The sequence below is a fragment of the uncultured Roseibium sp. genome, assembly GCF_947499295.1.
In the GTDB taxonomy this organism is placed as follows: domain Bacteria; phylum Pseudomonadota; class Alphaproteobacteria; order Rhizobiales; family Stappiaceae; genus Roseibium.
In genome coordinates, this window is sequence record NZ_CANMNP010000006.1 from 47,566 (window position 1) to 65,654 (window position 18,089).

At 55.1% G+C, this 18,089-nt stretch carries 11 protein-coding genes; 9 read left to right on the forward strand and 2 right to left on the reverse strand.

The features are described from left to right. The first annotated feature begins 212 nt into the window (after window positions 1–212). Window positions 213–1,376 (forward strand): porin, encoded by a 1,164-nt coding sequence (locus Q0835_RS11525; RefSeq protein ID WP_298961257.1) that lies wholly within the window; start codon window positions 213–215, stop codon window positions 1,374–1,376. 162 nt (window positions 1,377–1,538) lie between these two features. Here the strand turns inward: Q0835_RS11525 and Q0835_RS11530 are convergent, their stop codons facing one another. Together Q0835_RS11530 and Q0835_RS11535 are read right to left on the reverse strand one after the other, a co-directional pair. Continuing rightward, window positions 1,539–2,165, reverse strand: a complete 627-nt coding sequence (locus tag Q0835_RS11530; RefSeq protein ID WP_366142338.1) for a TetR/AcrR family transcriptional regulator — start codon at window positions 2,163–2,165, stop codon at window positions 1,539–1,541. Between the two features lie 377 nt (window positions 2,166–2,542). After that, window positions 2,543–2,848, reverse strand: a complete 306-nt coding sequence (locus Q0835_RS11535) for a hypothetical protein (RefSeq protein ID WP_298961260.1) — start codon at window positions 2,846–2,848, stop codon at window positions 2,543–2,545. A gap of 553 nt (window positions 2,849–3,401) precedes the next feature. On the opposite strand from Q0835_RS11535, the gene Q0835_RS11540 reads away from it, so the two are divergent. From Q0835_RS11540 to Q0835_RS11575, 8 genes are all read left to right on the forward strand, one after another. Then, window positions 3,402–5,780 carry a glycogen/starch/alpha-glucan phosphorylase gene (locus Q0835_RS11540; protein WP_298961263.1) on the forward strand — a complete coding sequence of 793 codons (2,379 nt, stop codon included), beginning with the start codon at window positions 3,402–3,404 and terminating at the stop codon, window positions 5,778–5,780. Continuing rightward, window positions 5,777–7,987 (forward strand): 1,4-alpha-glucan branching protein GlgB, encoded by a 2,211-nt coding sequence (glgB, locus tag Q0835_RS11545; protein WP_298961266.1) that lies wholly within the window; start codon window positions 5,777–5,779, stop codon window positions 7,985–7,987. The genes Q0835_RS11540 and glgB overlap by 4 nt, the downstream gene beginning before the upstream one ends. A gap of 31 nt (window positions 7,988–8,018) precedes the next feature. Then, a complete protein-coding gene (glgC, locus tag Q0835_RS11550; protein WP_298813179.1) occupies window positions 8,019–9,278 on the forward strand; it encodes a glucose-1-phosphate adenylyltransferase in 1,260 nt (419 codons plus the stop codon). A 1-nt stretch (window position 9,279) separates the two neighbouring features. Then, entirely contained in the window at window positions 9,280–10,716 is a 1,437-nt protein-coding gene (gene glgA, locus Q0835_RS11555; RefSeq protein WP_298961269.1) for a glycogen synthase GlgA, read from the forward strand. Then, complete coding sequence (gene glgX / locus Q0835_RS11560) at window positions 10,713–12,821, forward strand: glycogen debranching protein GlgX (RefSeq protein ID WP_298961272.1); 2,109 nt, start codon at window positions 10,713–10,715, stop codon at window positions 12,819–12,821. Before glgA ends, glgX begins: the two co-directional genes overlap by 4 nt. Continuing rightward, the gene (malQ, locus tag Q0835_RS11565) at window positions 12,821–14,827 is read left to right on the forward strand and encodes a 4-alpha-glucanotransferase (protein WP_298961275.1); all 2,007 of its coding nucleotides are present in this window, start codon (window positions 12,821–12,823) and stop codon (window positions 14,825–14,827) included. Before glgX ends, malQ begins: the two co-directional genes overlap by 1 nt. Continuing rightward, on the forward strand, window positions 14,815–16,446 hold the full coding sequence (locus Q0835_RS11570; protein WP_298961278.1) for an alpha-D-glucose phosphate-specific phosphoglucomutase: 1,632 nt from the start codon (window positions 14,815–14,817) through the stop codon (window positions 16,444–16,446). The genes malQ and Q0835_RS11570 overlap by 13 nt, the downstream gene beginning before the upstream one ends. Before the next feature lie 411 nt (window positions 16,447–16,857). Then, window positions 16,858–18,084 (forward strand): extracellular solute-binding protein, encoded by a 1,227-nt coding sequence (locus tag Q0835_RS11575; protein WP_298961281.1) that lies wholly within the window; start codon window positions 16,858–16,860, stop codon window positions 18,082–18,084. Window positions 18,085–18,089: the final 5 nt, after the last annotated feature.

Below are 18,089 nucleotides of genomic sequence, written 5' to 3' on the forward strand. Positions count from 1 at the left end.
ATGTTGCAAAAATGCTACTTGAGTTTTGAATGTTCATTCGCGGTGTTTTCTAGGCTTGCTATTGAGAGGGAAAAGCAGTTTTTATCGTGGCAGCAGGCAATCGATCTAAGTTTAGAATCGAATGATTCGTATAAACTTAAGTAAAAATTAGAAATTGGCTTAATTTCTGCGGTTCGTTTGGTTGCTACGCAGTTTAGAAATTGGAGAACACTATGAAACTCTTTAAGGGCATGATGCTCGGCGCTGCAGCAGTTGCAACTGCTGCCACCGCTCAGGCTGCCGATCTTCCGGTTGCTCCGGAGCCGGTCGACTACGTTCGTATCTGTGACGCATACGGCGCACGCTTCTACTACATTCCGGGCACAGAAACCTGCCTGCGTGTTGGTGGCCGTGTTCGTACTCAGTTCATCGTGAACAACGTTCTCGACGATGGTAACTGGGGCACTCGCGACTCTGACGGTTACTCCTGGCGTACACAGGGTTACCTGTACCTCGACGCTCGTACAGCAACCGAGTTCGGTACTCTGCGTGCATATGTTGAGCTGTCTCAGCGTGTAGACAACGATACAGAAACCTTCGACTTCGGTTCCACCTACATCCAGTGGGGCGGACTGACAGCTGGTTACCTCGCTTCTAACTTCGACATCTTCACCGGTCAGTCCTTCATTGGTGTTGTTGACCGTGACTGGTCCGATGAGACGATCAACCAGATCGCTTACACAGCAGCTTTCGGCAACGGTTTCTCCGCTACGATCGCTCTTGAAGATCAGGCTGGCCGTCAGGTTGGCGATTATGGCGGCACCCGCATGCCGGACGTCGTTGCTGCTCTCGCGGTTTCCCAGGGCTGGGGTTCTGCACAGCTGTCCGGTGCTCTGCACCAGGTTTACCCGAGCACAGCTGCTTCCCACCAGACTGGTGGAACCAACAACGGTGCTGACGACCAGCTCGGTTGGGCAGTCGGCGGTGGCGTCGTGTTCAACCTGCCGATGATCAACTCCGGTTCGAACATCTACTTCCAGGGCTTCTATGCTGACGGCGCTCTGTCCTACATCGGTGCAGGCAGCACTGAAGGCGGCGTGACTGTTTCTGACTTCGGCGCAACCAGCGGTACTTCCAACGGTTACTCCCTGTCAGCTGGTGCATACGTCCAGGCAACTTCCACTATCGGTCTGGCACTCGACGGTTCTTACATGGACGTCGATCAGGCTAACGGCTTCACCGACTTCTCCCGTTGGGCGATCGATGGTTCCGTACAGTGGGAGCCGGTATCTGGCTTCATCCTGGGTGCTGATGTTGGTTACGCGAATGTTGATCCGGACGCAGGTTCTGATGTTGACGAACTCCTCTTCGGTGTTCGCCTGCAGCGGACGTTCTGATTTGACGCGAGCTCACTGACAGCGGTCTTTGACCTCTATGACCTCTAGTCAGTCCTCGGTCCGGCAGGTTCCACCCTGCCGGACCGCCCCCATAGATCGGCCTTGTCAATTTGTGCCGAGAATTTGGGAAATGAAACCTGCCAGTATTACAACTTGGGCAAACTAAGCATCTACGCTGTTTTCGAGCAGTTTTTTCAATGGCGAATAGGTATGATGCAGCTGTTCAAGGTCGACCACATTTTTCTTCATTTGGTCGAATGAGAATCGAATAAAATTACACAATTCCTCGAAGCTTACCTGGCCCAGCTTTGTCTTGTTCTCAAATGGGCTCAGGGTTTCCATGATTACATTGTTGTAAAGCTGGATAATTTTATTCTTCTTCTCGTTTTCAAAACTTTCAACCACCTGCAATATTTCTTCGCGGTGGGGCACCTGCAGCATTATTTCGCAGGGTTTCAGAACAAGATATTTGAAAGCAACGTCCAGACGCTCGCCGACGCTTTCCAATTCAGAGCACTCCGCGACAATTGAAGAGGCGGAGACGCGTGCGCGATGTTCCAGCGCGCCGTAAATCAGGTCTTCCTTGCCATCATAAGCATTGTAGAGAGATTGACGGGCCACCCCGGCAGCATTTGCGATTTCACTCATCGTTGTCTTCCTGACACCGTAGTGTGCAAACAGCTGCAAGGCGGTTTCTACAATTTTTATGTCTCGTTCAATCATTTTTTCTTGATAAGGTTTATGTCTTATCGTGTCAATTTGTCGCGAACTTTTACTATGCCGCTCCATATAGTTTATGCTGGAAGTGTTAAAATTTTTAATTGAAACGGGATTTTTATTGTTGAATCACAAGTACTTTTTCAATTTTCCCTGTTGCAGTGCAATAGCGTAAAATTGTGTGCGTTTTGTTGATACACTTTATATTCGGCACGGTCACGCTGTTGCCGCAAAATCATGAAGCCGCATTTTGAAGCATTTTCACTGCTGGTGATTCTCGATGGGGCGCGGTTCATGATGCGCGTCTTTTTCTTTGAGCTTCTTCAATGGATCAGCTCAGAGCGGCGCATCCGTGCAAGGGTCACTTATTGGTGCAACGAGCCAAACCTGCGCTGCATAGAACATTGGTCGCCCTCAAGCAGATGAGGCCGACCATTTCTGGTTTTGGATCAGAAGAAAAAGTCGTCGGTAGCACCCGGGGGAAGGTCGCCGTCTCCGCTCAACGCAACATCAAGGTCTAACCGTTCTGAATAGGTTACCTTGATCTCTTCAAAGTTAAACGTAACGGTTTCGGTCGGAATGGTGTCTCCGGACGAACCGTTCTCCCCATCGTCGAATTCAAATCTGTCGAACGAAGAAGAAGCGTCATCTTCACCTTCTCCCTCAATATCTGAAGCAAAATTGAAACTTTCGCCGAATTCAGGTTTTGTTTTATCTTTGAATTGACTGATAGAAACCTGCGAATATTGTGGCATTGTTAAATTCCTTATAAAATTTTTTTTCCTACGACTTAAAAATTAGATAGTTGCTTGTTTTCTTTCTGTGATCACAGTCACGGAACCGCGTTTTGGGGGGCGCCTGCTTGATCCGGCTGCTCAAATGGCGTTGTGGGGCAAAGCTATATGCCTACCTTGTCTGCATCGTTTTCCGGCTTTTGGGCAGTAGGGGTGTTGGTGCTCGAACCAGTCTCCGCACTGGATCTGACTGCGCCAGGTTTTCCCGTCCAAGACGAGGGTGCGTAACACTCAGCAACTAGGAGCCAATCGATGAGGTCGAAAGCTTGCCGGTCGAACGAGTTTGAGCTTTCCGAAGCTAAGGGTTTTTCTTTTCGCTATTGGCGGAACCGCGACGGATCAATCGATTGAAATAATTATATGTGAAGAAAATGTGTGCAACGCGCACGAGCGATTACTATGCTCGGCAGGTCAATGGAAAAAGGAAAGGGGCTTCGATAAGGTCGCGGCTGATGGCGGCGTCTTGAAAGGCGCAAAAAAGCAAGAGATCTGGGAACGTCCAAAAGGCCGGAGCATGAAAGAAGAAATCCTGAAACACCTGCGCAATTCGCTAGGCAAGGACGCAGCGCATTCATCCGTTTACGACTGGCGCGTGGCGCTGTCGCTCGCGCTACGCGACCGGATGGTGGACCACTGGTTCCGCAGCACGCGCGAAACTTATGAAAGTGGCGCGAAGCGCGTTTACTACCTGTCGATGGAATTCCTGATCGGGCGCCTTGTTGAAGACACAGCGGCAAACCTTGGTCTTGTTCAGGAGGCCAAGACGGCGTTGGCTGATCTGGGGCAAGATTATGAGGCAATCGTCCTGAACGAGCCGGATGCTGCCCTCGGCAACGGCGGTCTCGGCAGGCTTGCAGCCTGTTTCATGGATTCTCTCGCCTCTCTTGGCATTCCGGCCTATGGCTACGGCATTCGTTATGAACACGGGCTTTTCAAACAGGACTTCGTCGATGGAAGTCAGGTAGAAACCGCTGAAACATGGCTCTCTCAGCGCAATGCCTGGGAGTTCGCGCGCCCGGAAGTGCAGTTCCGCATCGGCTTTGGCGGTCATGTGGAGCATCAGGACGGCAAGGCGCTTTGGCATCCGTGGGAAACGGTTCTGGCAACAGCTTATGACACGCCGGTTGTCGGCTGGAAGGGCAGTTGGGGCAACACGTTGCGTCTCTGGTCGGCAAAGCCTGAAGCCAAATTCGACCTGAAGAGCTTCAATCGCGGCGACTATCTGGCGGCGGGCCGCTCCGAGGCATTGGCGAGAACGATCTCCCGCGTGCTTTACCCGGACGATACGACGGATGCCGGCAAGGAATTGCGCCTCAAGCAGGAATATTTCTTTACTGCTGCATCGATCATGGATCTGCTGCGCCGTTTTCTACGGGATCACGACGACATCCGAGAGCTGCCGAATGCGGTCGCCATTCAATTGAACGACACCCATCCGGCCATTGCCGGTCCGGAGCTTGTCCGTTTGATGGTGGATGAACACGATGTGCCGATGGCTGAAGCGATCGATCTGGCGCGTCAATGTCTGGGTTATACAAACCACACTTTGCTGCCCGAGGCGCTGGAGCGCTGGCATGTCGGTCTTTTGGGACGGGTCCTTCCGCGCCATTTGGAAATCATTCGCTCCATTGAGGACGACCAACAGGCCAAGTATCCCGGCAGTCCGCGTATTCTGGAGCAGGACCATGTGCGCATGGGCGAACTCGCCTTCATCATGGCGCACAAGGTCAACGGCGTTTCGGCACTTCATACGGACCTTGTCAAGGAAACCGTCTTTGCCGATCTCAATCGCATTCACCCGACGCGGATTGTCAATGAGACGAACGGCATTACGCCGCGCCGCTGGCTGCACACCTGCAACGCGCCATTGAGCGACTTGATCACTCAGGAAATCGGTGAAGGCTGGGTCGGGGATCTTGAGCAGCTGAAGGCGCTCAACCAGAAAAGCGGCGACCGCGTATTTCTGGATGCTTTCAGCGTGGCCAAGCGGCGGAACAAGGAGCAACTGGCGGGCTGGATTGCACAGAGCTGCGATATCCAGATCGACCCGGGTGCGATGTTCGATATCCAGATCAAGCGTATTCACGAATACAAACGCCAGCTCATGAATATCCTGGAGACAATCGCGCTCTGGAATGAGATGCATGATGCGCCGAATACCGAATGGACACCGCGCGTAAAAATCTTCGGCGGCAAGGCTGCTCCCGGATACCATGTTGCCAAGCAGATCATTCACCTGATCAACGATGTTGCCAGCGTGATCAACAATGATCGAGTGACAAAGGATCTCTTGAAGGTCGTTTATCCGGCGAACTACAACGTGACCATGGCTGAAAGGTTGATCCCCGCAGCTGATCTCTCTGAACAGATTTCAACCGCCGGAAAGGAAGCATCTGGAACAGGCAACATGAAGTTTGCACTGAACGGTGCTTTGACCATCGGGACCCTGGACGGTGCAAATGTCGAGATCCGGGAGCACGTAGGGCCGGAGAACTTCTTCCTCTTCGGACTAACGGCGCACGAAGTGGTTGAGCGGCGGCATGTTCACGGATTTTCAAGAGCGGCAATCGAGGCAAGCCCGCGCCTGACCCGTGTCCTTGGCCAGATTTTCGAAGGTGTATTTTCACCCAGTGACCCATCGCGCTACCACGGGCTGATTGGCACACTCTACGACCATGACTATTTCCTCGTGACTTGTGATTTCGACAGCTATTTCGAAACGCAGCGGCGTGTTGATGAAGTGTATCGCAATCCGCAAAACTGGGCGGCTATGGCGCTGCGCAATACGGCAAATATGGGTTGGTTCTCGTCAGACAGGACGATCGAGGGCTATGCGCGCGATATCTGGCAGGTGAGTGCATCCGGAAAAGTCAGACTGGAGCTGACGGGATGACAAAGGGCGTGCTAATCGATCTTGCGGAAGCGCAGGCCATTGCGGCCGGTGAACATGCTGATCCGTTTTCGGTTCTTGGGCTTCATGAGATCGATGGCGATCTGGTGCTGCGCTGTTTTCGCCCCGGTGCGGAAACCGTGGAAGTGCTGGAAGAGGGTTCAGGCAAGGCGCTGGTCAAGCTGAGTCCTGTTGACGGCGTGGACAGTTTGTTTGCCGTCAAAGTGCCTCGCCGCCGGAAACGGTTTTCCTACCGATTGCGCATGACACATGGCGGCGACGTCTGGACAGAAGCCGATCCTTATGCATTCGGTCCGGTTCTGGGTGACATGGACGAATACCTTCTGGGTGAGGGAACGCACGGACGGCTTTGGCAGGCTCTGGGAGCGCATGTTGTCACTCATGAAGGCGTAGACGGGGTGCATTTTGCGGTCTGGGCACCGAATGCCCGGCGCGTTTCAATCGTTGGGGATATCAATGGCTGGGACGGGCGCAGGCATATCATGCGTCGGCGCGGGGCCACGGGTGTCCATGAATTTTTCATACCCGATGTCGGCGACGGCATGGCCTACAAGTATGAGATTATCAGCAATTCCGGTGAACTCATGCCGCTCAAAGCCGACCCGGTCGGGTTTGGTTCGGAACATCCACCCAAAACGGCGTCTGTCGTGCGGGACCTGCGCGGATATGAGTGGAAGGACACTGACTGGATCGGCAGGCGGGGAGACCTGCAGCGGTTCGACAAACCCATTTCCATCTATGAAGTGCACCTGGAATCCTGGCGACGTGTTCCAGAAGACGGGGACCGCACACTACATTACCGCGAGCTGGCTGAAGATCTGGTCAATTATGCAAAAGATCTTGGATTTTCCCATATCGAGCTGACACCGATTTCCGAATATCCGTTTGGTGGATCTTGGGGTTACCAGCCGGTCGGCCTGTTTGCGCCCACAAGTCGTTTCGGGTCTCCGGACGATTTTCGTGCTTTTGTCGAAGCCTGCCATGCGGCGGATCTGGGTCTGATCATTGATTGGGTGCCAGGACATTTCCCAACCGATCCCCACGGGCTCGGGCGGTTCGACGGAACGGCGCTTTATGAACATGCGGATCCCAAGGAAGGGTATCACCCGGACTGGAACACGCTCGTCTATAACTACGGGCGCACAGAAGTTTCCAACTATCTGATCGCCAATGCAAAATACTGGCTGGAAGAATTCCACATAGACGGCCTTCGGGTCGATGCCGTGGCCTCGATGCTGTATCGCGACTATTCGCGCAAGGAAGGGGAATGGGTGCCGAACGTTCATGGCGGACGTGAAAACCTGGAAGCAATCACCTTCATGAAACAGATGAACGAGGCGGTTTATGGTGCCGACCCGGGCATCATGACCATTGCTGAGGAATCGACCGCTTATCCGGGGGTGAGTGCACCCACGTCAACCGGTGGTCTCGGTTTTGGATTCAAATGGAACATGGGGTGGATGAACGACACCCTGCGTTACATGTCGGAAGATCCGGTGAACCGGAAATATCACCATGACAAGATGACCTTCGGACTGCACTACGCATTTTCGGAAAACTTTGTTCTGCCACTCAGCCATGACGAAGTTGTTCATGGAAAAGGCTCCCTGATCGGACGCATGCCGGGCGACGAATGGCAGCGTTTCGCCAATTTGAGAGCCTACTATGGCTTCATGTGGGGACATCCGGGCAAGAAGCTGCTGTTTATGGGCGGTGAATTTGCGCAACCTTCGGAGTGGAACCACGAGAAGAGTCTCGACTGGCACCTGCTGGATTATCCGACTCATGGCGGGGTTCAGGCACTGATCCGCGATCTCAACGCACTCTACCGCTCCCTGCCTTCGCTTCATGAACTCGATTGTGCTGCTGAAGGCTTCCGGTGGATCGACGGCGGCAACGCGGAAGAGTCTGTTTTTTCATGGGTCAGAAACGGCAGGGACGGAAGTGCGCCGGTTCTCGTCGTAGCGAACTTCACACCGGTCACCCGCACCGGCTACCGTATCGGCGTGCCTGAACCCGGACGCTGGACGGAGCGCCTGAACACGGATGCAGAAGCCTATGGCGGAAGCAATCAGGGCAATGGTGGAGAAGTGATCGCGGAGGCGGTTGCCGGTCATGGCTGCGAACACTCGATAGAAATCACGGTGCCGCCGCTGGCGACGCTCTTTTTTGAATATTGCGGAGAATAGCTGCGAAGAAACAAGAGACTGGGAGGCCTCGATGGAACAGGACAGACACAGACTGGCACAGCAAACACTCGCCTACGTGCTTGCGGGCGGCCGTGGCAGCCGGCTCAAGGAAATGACTGATATCCGGGCGAAACCGGCGGTCTATTTCGGTGGCAAGACACGCATCATCGACTTTGCCCTGTCCAATGCGGTCAATTCCGGTGTCCGAAGGATCTGTGTGGCAACACAGTACAAGGCCCATAGTCTGATCCGGCATATTCAGCGCGGCTGGAGTTTTTTCCGTGCCGAGCGCAATGAGTCTCTCGATATTCTGCCCGCTTCGCAGCAGCTTGATGAAGAGAACTGGTACAAGGGAACTGCCGATGCGGTGAACCAGAACATCAAGATCATTAGGAGCTATGACCCAAAATACATTCTCGTTCTGGCCGGTGATCATATCTACAAGCAAGACTACTCGATCATGATCGAGCAGCATGTGCGGACCGGTGCGAAGGTGACGGTCGGATGCCTGGAAGTGCCGCGCGAGGAGGCCAAGGGATTTGGTGTTATGGCCGTTGACGAGGCTGACAATATTCTGGACTTCGTCGAAAAGCCGGCTGATCCGCCTGCGATGCCCGGTGACCCCGAAAAAGCGCTGGCCAGCATGGGGATCTATGTTTTCGACGCTGAGTACCTCTATGAACTGCTTCTGCAGGACGCCATCGACCCAAGTTCAAGTCACGATTTCGGCAAGGACATTATTCCGCAGATCGTCGCCGAGGGCGGCGCCATGGCTCATCCGTTCGGTCGCTCCTGCGTGATGTCCGGTCTGGAGTCCAAACCCTATTGGCGTGATGTCGGGACGATAGATGCCTATTGGCAGGCCAATATCGATCTGACTGATTTTACACCCGGGCTCGATATCTATGCCAATGACTGGCCGATATGGACCTATTCGGAATTAGCGCCACCAGCCAAATTCATTCACAACGAAGAGGGTCGGCGTGGACAGGCCGTGTCGTCGATGGTTTCCGGCGGCTGCATTGTGTCAGGTTCCTCCCTCTACAGGTGCCTTCTTTTCACCGGGGTCAAGACGCACTCCTATGCGGAGCTGGAAGGCGTAGTTGCACTGCCATACAGCGAAGTCGGCCGGCGTGCTTATTTGAAGGACGTGGTTCTCGACCGTGGCGTAAAAGTCCCGTCAGGCCTTGTTGTCGGTGAAGACCCCGAACTCGATGCCAAGCGTTTCAGGCGGACCGAACAGGGCATTTGTCTGATCACGCAATCCATGATCGACCGACTGGATACATGACATGAATGTCTTGATGGTGGCTTCGGAGTGCGCTCCGTTCGTGAAGACTGGAGGACTGGCTGACGTGGTCGGCGCCCTGCCACGGGCGCTTGCACAGATCGGTATCGACTGCCGCACGGTTCTGCCAGCCTATCCTTCTTTGCAGCCGCTTGTCGCCAAGGGCAAGGAAGTCGCCAGTTTTGGTGATCTTCCTGGCGGGGCCGGCCGTCTGGTTCAGGTCAAGGCAAAAGGCATCACGCTTTTGCTGCTAGATGCACCGCGACAGTTCGATCGTCCGGGACAACCCTATACCGATCAGAACGGCTCGGACTGGGCAGACAATCATCAAAGATTTGGGGCCCTTGCGCAGGCGGCGGCCCGCGTCAGTTTTGACGGATTGGGTGACTGGCGTCCAGATGTCGTTCACGCTCACGACTGGCAGGCAGCACTTGCTCCGGTCTATCTGAAACAGGCAGGCCGGGCAGGGCCGAAGTCGGTTCTGACGATTCACAACATTGCCTTTCAGGGACGGTATGGCGCTCATGTTCTGAACGAGCTTGGCCTGCGTGAGGACTGGTTCAACCCGGAAGGTTTGGAATATTATGGCGATGTCGGTTTTTTGAAGGGCGGCATGATGTTTGCTGACAGGATCACGACGGTCAGTCCAACCTATGCCCGGGAAGTCCTGACACCTCATTTCGGCATGGGGTTGGATGGTGTTCTGCACGCTCGCGCGGATGTCCTTTCAGGCATTTTGAACGGCATCGATACGACCGTCTGGAACCCTGCTGAAGACACGGCACTTGTCTCCACCTATGACAGCCGGGCTCTACGCCGCAAGGACACAAACCGGCAAGAGATCAGCAAACGTCTCGGTCTTGATCCGAAGTGCAATGGGCCGCTTTTTTGTGTGATCAGTCGCCTGACACATCAAAAAGGATTGGATGCCCTGGCGGGAGCCGTGCCTCATATTGTGGCGCGTGGTGGGCAATTGGCGGTCCTTGGGACCGGTGATCCCGGTCTTGAAGATGCGTTCCGGGAGGCGGCCGACACATTCACGTCAAATGTGGGTGTCCATATTGGATTTGACGAAGGCCTTGCGCACTTGCTGCAAGGCGGCAGCGACGCCATTCTCATTCCCTCGCGGTTCGAGCCTTGTGGATTGACCCAGCTTTGTGCGCTGCGCTATGGAACCCTGCCAGTCGTCGCCCGCACGGGCGGCCTGGCCGACACGGTGATCGACGCCAATGCAGCGGCGCTTTCTGCCAAATGTGCCACTGGTTTTGTCTTTGACGATGTCAGCATCGCCGGCGTACAAGCCGCCATCGACCGGGTCGTGAGCTGTTATTCCAACAAGCTCGCCTGGCAATCCATGCAACGTGCCGCGATGCGGCAGCAGGTGGACTGGGAGCAGTCGGCCCAAGCTTATGCGAACCTTTACGGAGAAATCGCTGAATGAATGATCAGTGCCGGGTCGCCCTGGAAATTGCGCCAGGCAGTCCGCATCATCTTGGCGCGCATTTTGATGGAGACGGCACGAACTTTGCCGTCTTCTCGGAAAATGCAACACAAGTAAAGCTTTGCATCTTTTCGGCGGATGGGCTTCACGAGCTGCAAAGGATCGACCTGCCGGAACGAACTGGCTCCGTTTGGCACGGCTATGTACCGGGCTTGAAGCCCGGGACGCTTTATGGCTACCGGGTCGAGGGCCCTTACACCCCGGAAAACGGACATCGGTTCAATCCGAACAAGTTGCTGCTCGATCCCTATACCCGCGAGTTCCATGGCGTCTTTTCCGAGCATCCATCAACCTTCGGATATCAAGTGGGCTCTCCACAGGTGGATCTTTCCTTTGATGACCGGGACAGCGCTCCGCATGTCCCCAAGTCCGTGGTTTCCGATCCGCAAAGTTTCCCACTTGATGCCAAGACGCTGGACCGCGGATGGGATGATGCGTTTTGCTATGAAGCCCATGTGAAAGGAGCAACCAAGCTTCATCCCGCAGTGTCAGAAACTCTGCGCGGCACATATGACGGCCTTTCTTCACCCGCCTTTCTGGAACATCTCACCCGACTGGGTGTCACCACCGTCGAATTGTTGCCCGTCCAGGCATTGAAGTCGGAAGGTGCGCTTCAGGCGCGATCCCTCGTCAACTACTGGGGATACAACACAATCGGTTTTTTCGCGCCCGAACCGCGCTACTTCGGAACTTCCGGGATCCTTGGGTTTCGAGCGATGGTGGACCGGTTCCACAAAGCCGGGATAGAGGTGATCCTCGATGTGGTCTACAACCATTCCGGTGAAGGCGATCACCTGGGTCCAACCCTCAGTTTTCGTGGGCTGGACAATGCGTCCTATTACAGGCTTCTGGACGGCCAACGCCGCTACTATGTCAACGATACCGGGTGCGGGAACACACTGAATGTGAGCCATCCGTTCGTGTTGCGCATGGTTATGGACAGTTTGCGTTTCTGGGTTCAGGCGATGGGTGTCGACGGTTTCCGGTTCGACCTCGCCGTCAGTCTTTGCCGGGAAAGACATGGCTTCGATATTCATGGTGGTTTTCTAGACTCTTTGCGTCAGGACCCCGTTCTTGCGGGTGTCAAGCTGATTGCCGAACCCTGGGATGTCGGCCCGGGGGGATATCAGCTTGGCAAATTTCCACCCCCTTTTGCCGAGTGGAACGACCGGTACCGGGATACGGTCCGCCGTTTCTGGCGTGGCGACGGGCACAGCGCACAGGATCTTGGCTCGGCGCTCCTGGGGTCTGCCGATCTCTTTGATTCAGGAGGGCGGCGCAGCTGGTCTTCGATCAATTTTGCGGCGGCTCATGACGGCTTCACGCTTGCTGATACCACGCACTATGTGAAGCGCCACAACGAAGCAAACGGCGAAAACAACCGCGACGGCCACCAAAGCAACTACAGCGACAATTTCGGCATTGAGGGGAAGAGCGACGATACGGTCATTGTCGAGGCTCGGCGCCAGCGGATTCGCAATATCCTGGCGACGGTTCTGTTGTCGCAGGGAACACCTATGATCCTTGCCGGTGACGAGGGGGGCAACAGCCAGGATGGCAACAACAACGCTTATTGTCAGGATAACGAGACGAGCTGGATCGATTGGCAGACGCTTGATGGGGGGCTGATCGAATTTACATCGGCTCTTTCCTGCTTCCGTCGCAGTCATGCGGCCATCCGGCAAAACAGTTTTCTGCACGGCATGACCCGTACAACCGATGGCAGACCTGATGTGGAATGGCGGGATTTTGACGGATCGGCGCTCAATTGGCGCGATCCCGGTCTTTCCAGCTTGTGCCTGTTGCTGCGTGGATGTGCTGAATGTTCGGCCGGTCTTCAGTCTGAAGATGAAGTGCTGCTTGCCTTCAATCGGGAGCCAAGAGATTTGGAGCTCGTCTTGCCTGACTGCGGCTCCGGGCAATGGATTTGGGAAATCAACAGTTCTTCAGACATCCAGGCCGCCGAACCTGTAGTGGGCCAGAGCGTACTGGTTGCTCCGCAATCGGTTGCCGCCTTCACACTGCGCCGTCACGAGGGTGCATGATGAGTGCGGACGTCAAGCTGCGGGCGTTGGCTCGGGAATGCGGCGTTTATCTTGAGTTCCGAAACCTTGCAGGGCAAAAGCTGGAAGCCGAGCCGCCAACCCTTCGGGCACTTCTTGGTGGGCTCGGATACCCGACTGCGACGGATGCCGAGATTTCCGAAGCATTGGCGGAACGCCAGGCGGTAAGACACGGTCGCAAACTGCCTGAAGAATTGGTCTTGGAGGCGGGGAGCTCAACCAGCATTGCCGTTCCAACACGATGTGACTGGAGCATTGCCTCCGAAAATGGTGATGAAGTTCAGACAGGTACGGGCAGTACGGCAATTTCGATCGCCGATTTGCCAGTGGGCTATTTTCTGCTTCACGCTGCAGGCGAGGGCTGGTCTGAAGATCTGTTCCTGTTGTCACCTCCAACTCGGTCGCCGAGCCTTTCAGAGGCAGCCGGTACCAACCGCTGCTGGGGAGTGTGCGGAGCGCTTTATGGCCTCAGATCGCGAACCAACGGCGGGCTCGGAAATTATTCAGATCTTGGTGTCGCAGCTGCGGCTCTTGGCCGAAGTGGAGCGCAGTTTTTCGGTATCAATCCCATTCATGCGCTTGGATGGGCCGCCCAAGATACAATTAGCCCGTACTCACCGACGCATCGCGGCTTCTTCAACACCGATCATCTGTCGGCTGCCAGCGACCTTGGGTCGGGACCGCGGGAGGAGCTGATCGACTATGAAGGTTTCCGAGCGATGCATCGCGCCGTTCTGGAAACTGAATATGCCGTATTTGCGCAGAAGAGTTCCGATGCGGAACAGATAGCTTTTCGAACCTATTGTGAGCTTTCCGGCCAAGCACTGAGCGATTTTGCAACCTTCGAAGCCTTGAGCGAGAAGCATGGTGAGGCATTCCAGAGATGGCCGAAAGCGCTTCAAACTCCGGGCAGACAGGCACAGTCGGAGGCCGGAGAACGCGCAACGTTTCACAAATGGATGCAATGGCGGGCAGAAGAACAGATCGGGGCCGCGCAGCAAAGTGCAACATCGAGCGGCATGCAGCTCGGCCTTTATCTTGATCTTGCCGTCGGACCGCGACGCGGCGGTGCTGAAGTCTGGACGAACGGCAAAACAATTGCCGAGGGGATCTCCATTGGCGCTCCTCCTGATCATCTGAGCCCGAAAGGCCAGTCCTGGGATCTTGCCGCCCATGCGCCGAACAAGCTCTCCGCCAACCATTATCAGCCTCTCCGGTCCATGCTTGGCTCGTTGATGAACAAGTGCGGACTGCTTCGCATCGATCACGCACTTGGTCTTTTGCGCAGCTATTGGCTTCCGGATGACGGCAGCCCAGGTGGCTATGTTTCGCAACCCTTTGAGGCACTGCTGGCGGTGATCGCGATTGAAGCCTGCAGAAACGGCTGTGTTGTCGTCGGTGAGGATCTCGGCCTCGTGCCGGATGGTTTCCGGGAAGGCTTGAACAAGGCCGGGCTCTATAGTTATGCGGTCTGGCAATACGAAACGGACGATCAGGAGCAGCTGGTTGCGCCACGGGATCTTCGTTCTTTCAGTCTTGCCTGTTTCGGGACACATGACACGCCCACGATGGCAGGGTTCTGGCATGGAATTGATATTGACTGGTGGCGCGAAATCGGTTGGCTCAATTCAAGCGAGGCCCACGATCGTCATGGGGTGCGTGCGCATCAGCGCAATGGCCTGCGTAGGCTTTGTGAGTTGGGTACAGAAATGGATACCAGCCGTATCGGCGATACCATACATGCCGGTCTTGCGGGATCCCAAGCTGCAATGATTGCCATTCAACTAGATGACCTGTTCGGTGTCACGGAAGCGCAAAACCTTCCCGGTACCATCGACCAGCATCCAAACTGGCGCCGGAGGCTCCCGGTGCCCATTGAACAATTTCCCATTGCCGCATCTCCAGCGCGACTTCGCGATCTGATGCCCTCCACGCGTAATTCAATCCATGAGAACGAACAGAAAGGACTGGAACCATGTCCAAAGTGACACGCTCCTGCACACCTTTTGCAGGTCAAAAGCCAGGCACTTCCGGCTTAAGGAAAAAGACCCGTGTCTTCATGGAGCCCGGATACGTGGAGACGTTCGTTCAGTCTGTCTTTAATGCGATTGACGGTGTAGAAGGCAAGACACTGGTGGTGGGTGGAGACGGTCGATTTTTCAATGCCGAGGCCATTCAGACAATCCTGCGTATTGCCGCTGCAAATGGTGCGGCCCGGGCAATCGTTGGTCAGAACGGACTGCTTTCAACACCTGCTGCGTCGAACCTCATACGAAAACGCAACGCCGATGGCGGTCTGATCTTGTCGGCCAGTCATAACCCCGGCGGTATCGATGAAGACTTCGGACTGAAATACAATATTTCAAACGGTGGACCGGCGCCTGAAGGCGTGACAGCTGCGATCTTCGAAGAGACCTCTAAAATTGCGAAATATCACACGCTGGAAACGGATGATCTGGACCTTGAAAGGCTCGGAGAGCAATTCTTGGGGTCAATGACGGTCGAGTTGGTCGACCCGGTAAAGGATTATGCGGAGCTGATGCGGCAGTTGTTCGATTTCGGCAAAATCCGAGATTTGATCGCGGGCGGATTCACCTTGCGCTTTGACGCCATGCATGCCGTGACCGGTCCTTATGCAAAGGCAATTCTGGAAGACGAACTGGGTGCCCCGGCCGGCTCCGTTATCAACGCGGTTCCCTCGGTCGATTTCGGCAAGGGGCATCCTGATCCCAATCCGATTTGGGCCAAGCCGCTGGTCGATCTGGTGATGTCTGGCGATGGCCCTGATTTCGCTGCCGCATCCGACGGTGACGGCGACCGAAACATGATCCTTGGCAAAGGCATCTATGTCACGCCTTCCGACAGTCTGGCAGTTCTAGCGGCCAACGCACATCGCGTGCCGGGTTATGCCGCAGGGCTTGCAGGGGTTGCACGGTCCATGCCGACGAGTTCGGCCTGTGACCGGGTCGCGGAAAAACTTGGCATCGGTTGCTTTGAAACGCCAACGGGGTGGAAATTCTTCGGCAATCTGCTCGATGCTGGCCGGGTGACGTTATGCGGTGAAGAAAGTGCAGGTACCGGTTCCGATCACGTTCGGGAAAAGGATGGTCTTTGGGCCGTTCTGCTTTGGCTCAACATTTTGGCGGAGCGTGCCGTCTCCGTGCGTGAAATCCTGGAAGATCATTGGGCAACTTATGGTCGGAACTACTATTCGCGTCACGACTATGAAGCCGTCAATGCAGATGCCGCGCAGGAGATGATGACCGATCTGATCGCCAGACTGCCTGAGCTTGCGGGAAAGACCGCGGGCAACTGTCAGGTGACCGCGGCCGACCAGTTTTCCTATCAGGATCCGGTAGATGGTTCCGTCAGCAACAATCAGGGCATCCGGATCTGGTTTACAGGTGGCGGGCGTGGGGTGTTGCGTCTTTCTGGGACCGGAACGGAAGGCGCGACCTTGCGCGTTTATCTGGAACGCTATGCACCAGTGGATGGCGACCTTGGCATTGAGACCCAGGCTGCACTGAAGGACATTGCCGAGGCGGTCGCGCAGCTCGGCAAGTTGACACATTATACCGGTCGAACCGCTCCTGATGTGATGACCTGACCGATCGGATCGACCTGAAACGGGTTGCGATCCATCTTGCTATTTCGTAACGGTGTCCAGTGAAAAAGGGCCGGCACCGCGCCCTCCCGTGCGAACAAATACCCCCTAGAGACTTCGCGTGGGGACGGGTCACCTTGATCGATCAATTATGCCGGATAATCCCGCCTTCGTTGGGGTCGTTCAAGGCCGCTGCTCAGGGCGGGCGCTTTCAGGAACAGTGTCTTTTACACATCGGCTTGGTCGGCAAACTTGATGCAGATGCCCTGTCTCGTGCGTTCTGAAAGGTAGTTGCAGAAACTTCCAGCACACAAATTTGCTGCAAGGAATGAGGATGGTAGCGAGAAAATCCTTGATCTAAACAAAATAATATTTTATTTTTATAAAAACGTCCTATGATTTATGGAGGAGCGTGTGAAATCTCTTAAGATTGGTCTTGCAGGTGCCGTTTTGACGGCAACGCTGTGTGGAACCGCTTATGCGGACAAAATCGTGCTGGACGTCACCGCCTGGAAGGGTAACGAAGCTGAGCCTGCAGGTTTGCCGGAACTCATTGAAAAGTTCGAGGCGGAAAACCCGGAGATTGATGTGGAGTTTTCCTATATCAGCCGCCTGGACACCGATGTCGTATTGCCGCCTCGACTACAGGGAAACAATGCGCCCGACGTCATGATGACGGACATGCCACTGGTCAAGATCTGGTCAGAGGCCGGACTGCTCGCGGATCTTGGCAAGGACAGTCCCTGGTATGGCAATATCGAACCTGCCTTGCAGCCATCTGTGACGGCGGGTGAGGCCGTCTACATTATGCCTCTGGAAGTGATCGGCATGGGCAATTTCGTGAACTTGTCCTTGTTGAAACAGGCAGGTGTCGAAGACATTCCGACGACCCTGGACGGGCTCAAGGATGCCTGCGGCAAACTTGCCGATGCTGGCATCAAGCCGCTGGTCTTTACCGGCAGTTTCTCGGCGCCTCTTTTTGTCATTGCAAATGGTATTGAGCGGGCCGAGGGTCAGGCTGCGCCTTATGGATCGCCCGACAAGACCTTTGCCGGAGACGCGGCTTTCGGGTCCGTTCTTGATACGGTTCGAGAGTTGATCGACGCACGTTGCCTTGATCCAAAGGGGCAGGCAGGTCTGGACCCTTGGTCAACAGCACTCACGGCATTCAAGTCTGGTGACTTTGCCATGATGCCTCAGGGGGCCTGGAACATCGCAGATTTTTCGAGCGTAGCCGATCTCGATTTTGCCTTTGCTCCGATCCCGTCTGGCAAGGACACCGGTGTTGCGCTCGATCTCTTCGGAATTGGCTGGTCGGTGAGCGCCAACAGTCAACACCAAGAGGCAGCTCGCAAGTTCGTCTCCTTCTTTTCCGAGGAAGAAAATCTTCAGATCATGCTTGATGCTGAATCTGCCTATAGCCCATTTGTCGGTGGTCAGAGTGGAACATCGGATGTGACCAAGCCCTACGATGCCTCTCGCGCTGAAGGCGGTGTCATCATGTATCCATTCGCGGTTCTTGATTGGCCGAAGCCGCTTGAAAAGGAGATCTGGGACAGTCTGACCGGTTTTCTGCTCAATACCGACAGATCCAACGACGAAGTTCTTGAGCGCTGGGACGAAGCTGTCGAAGACAGTTAGGTCCG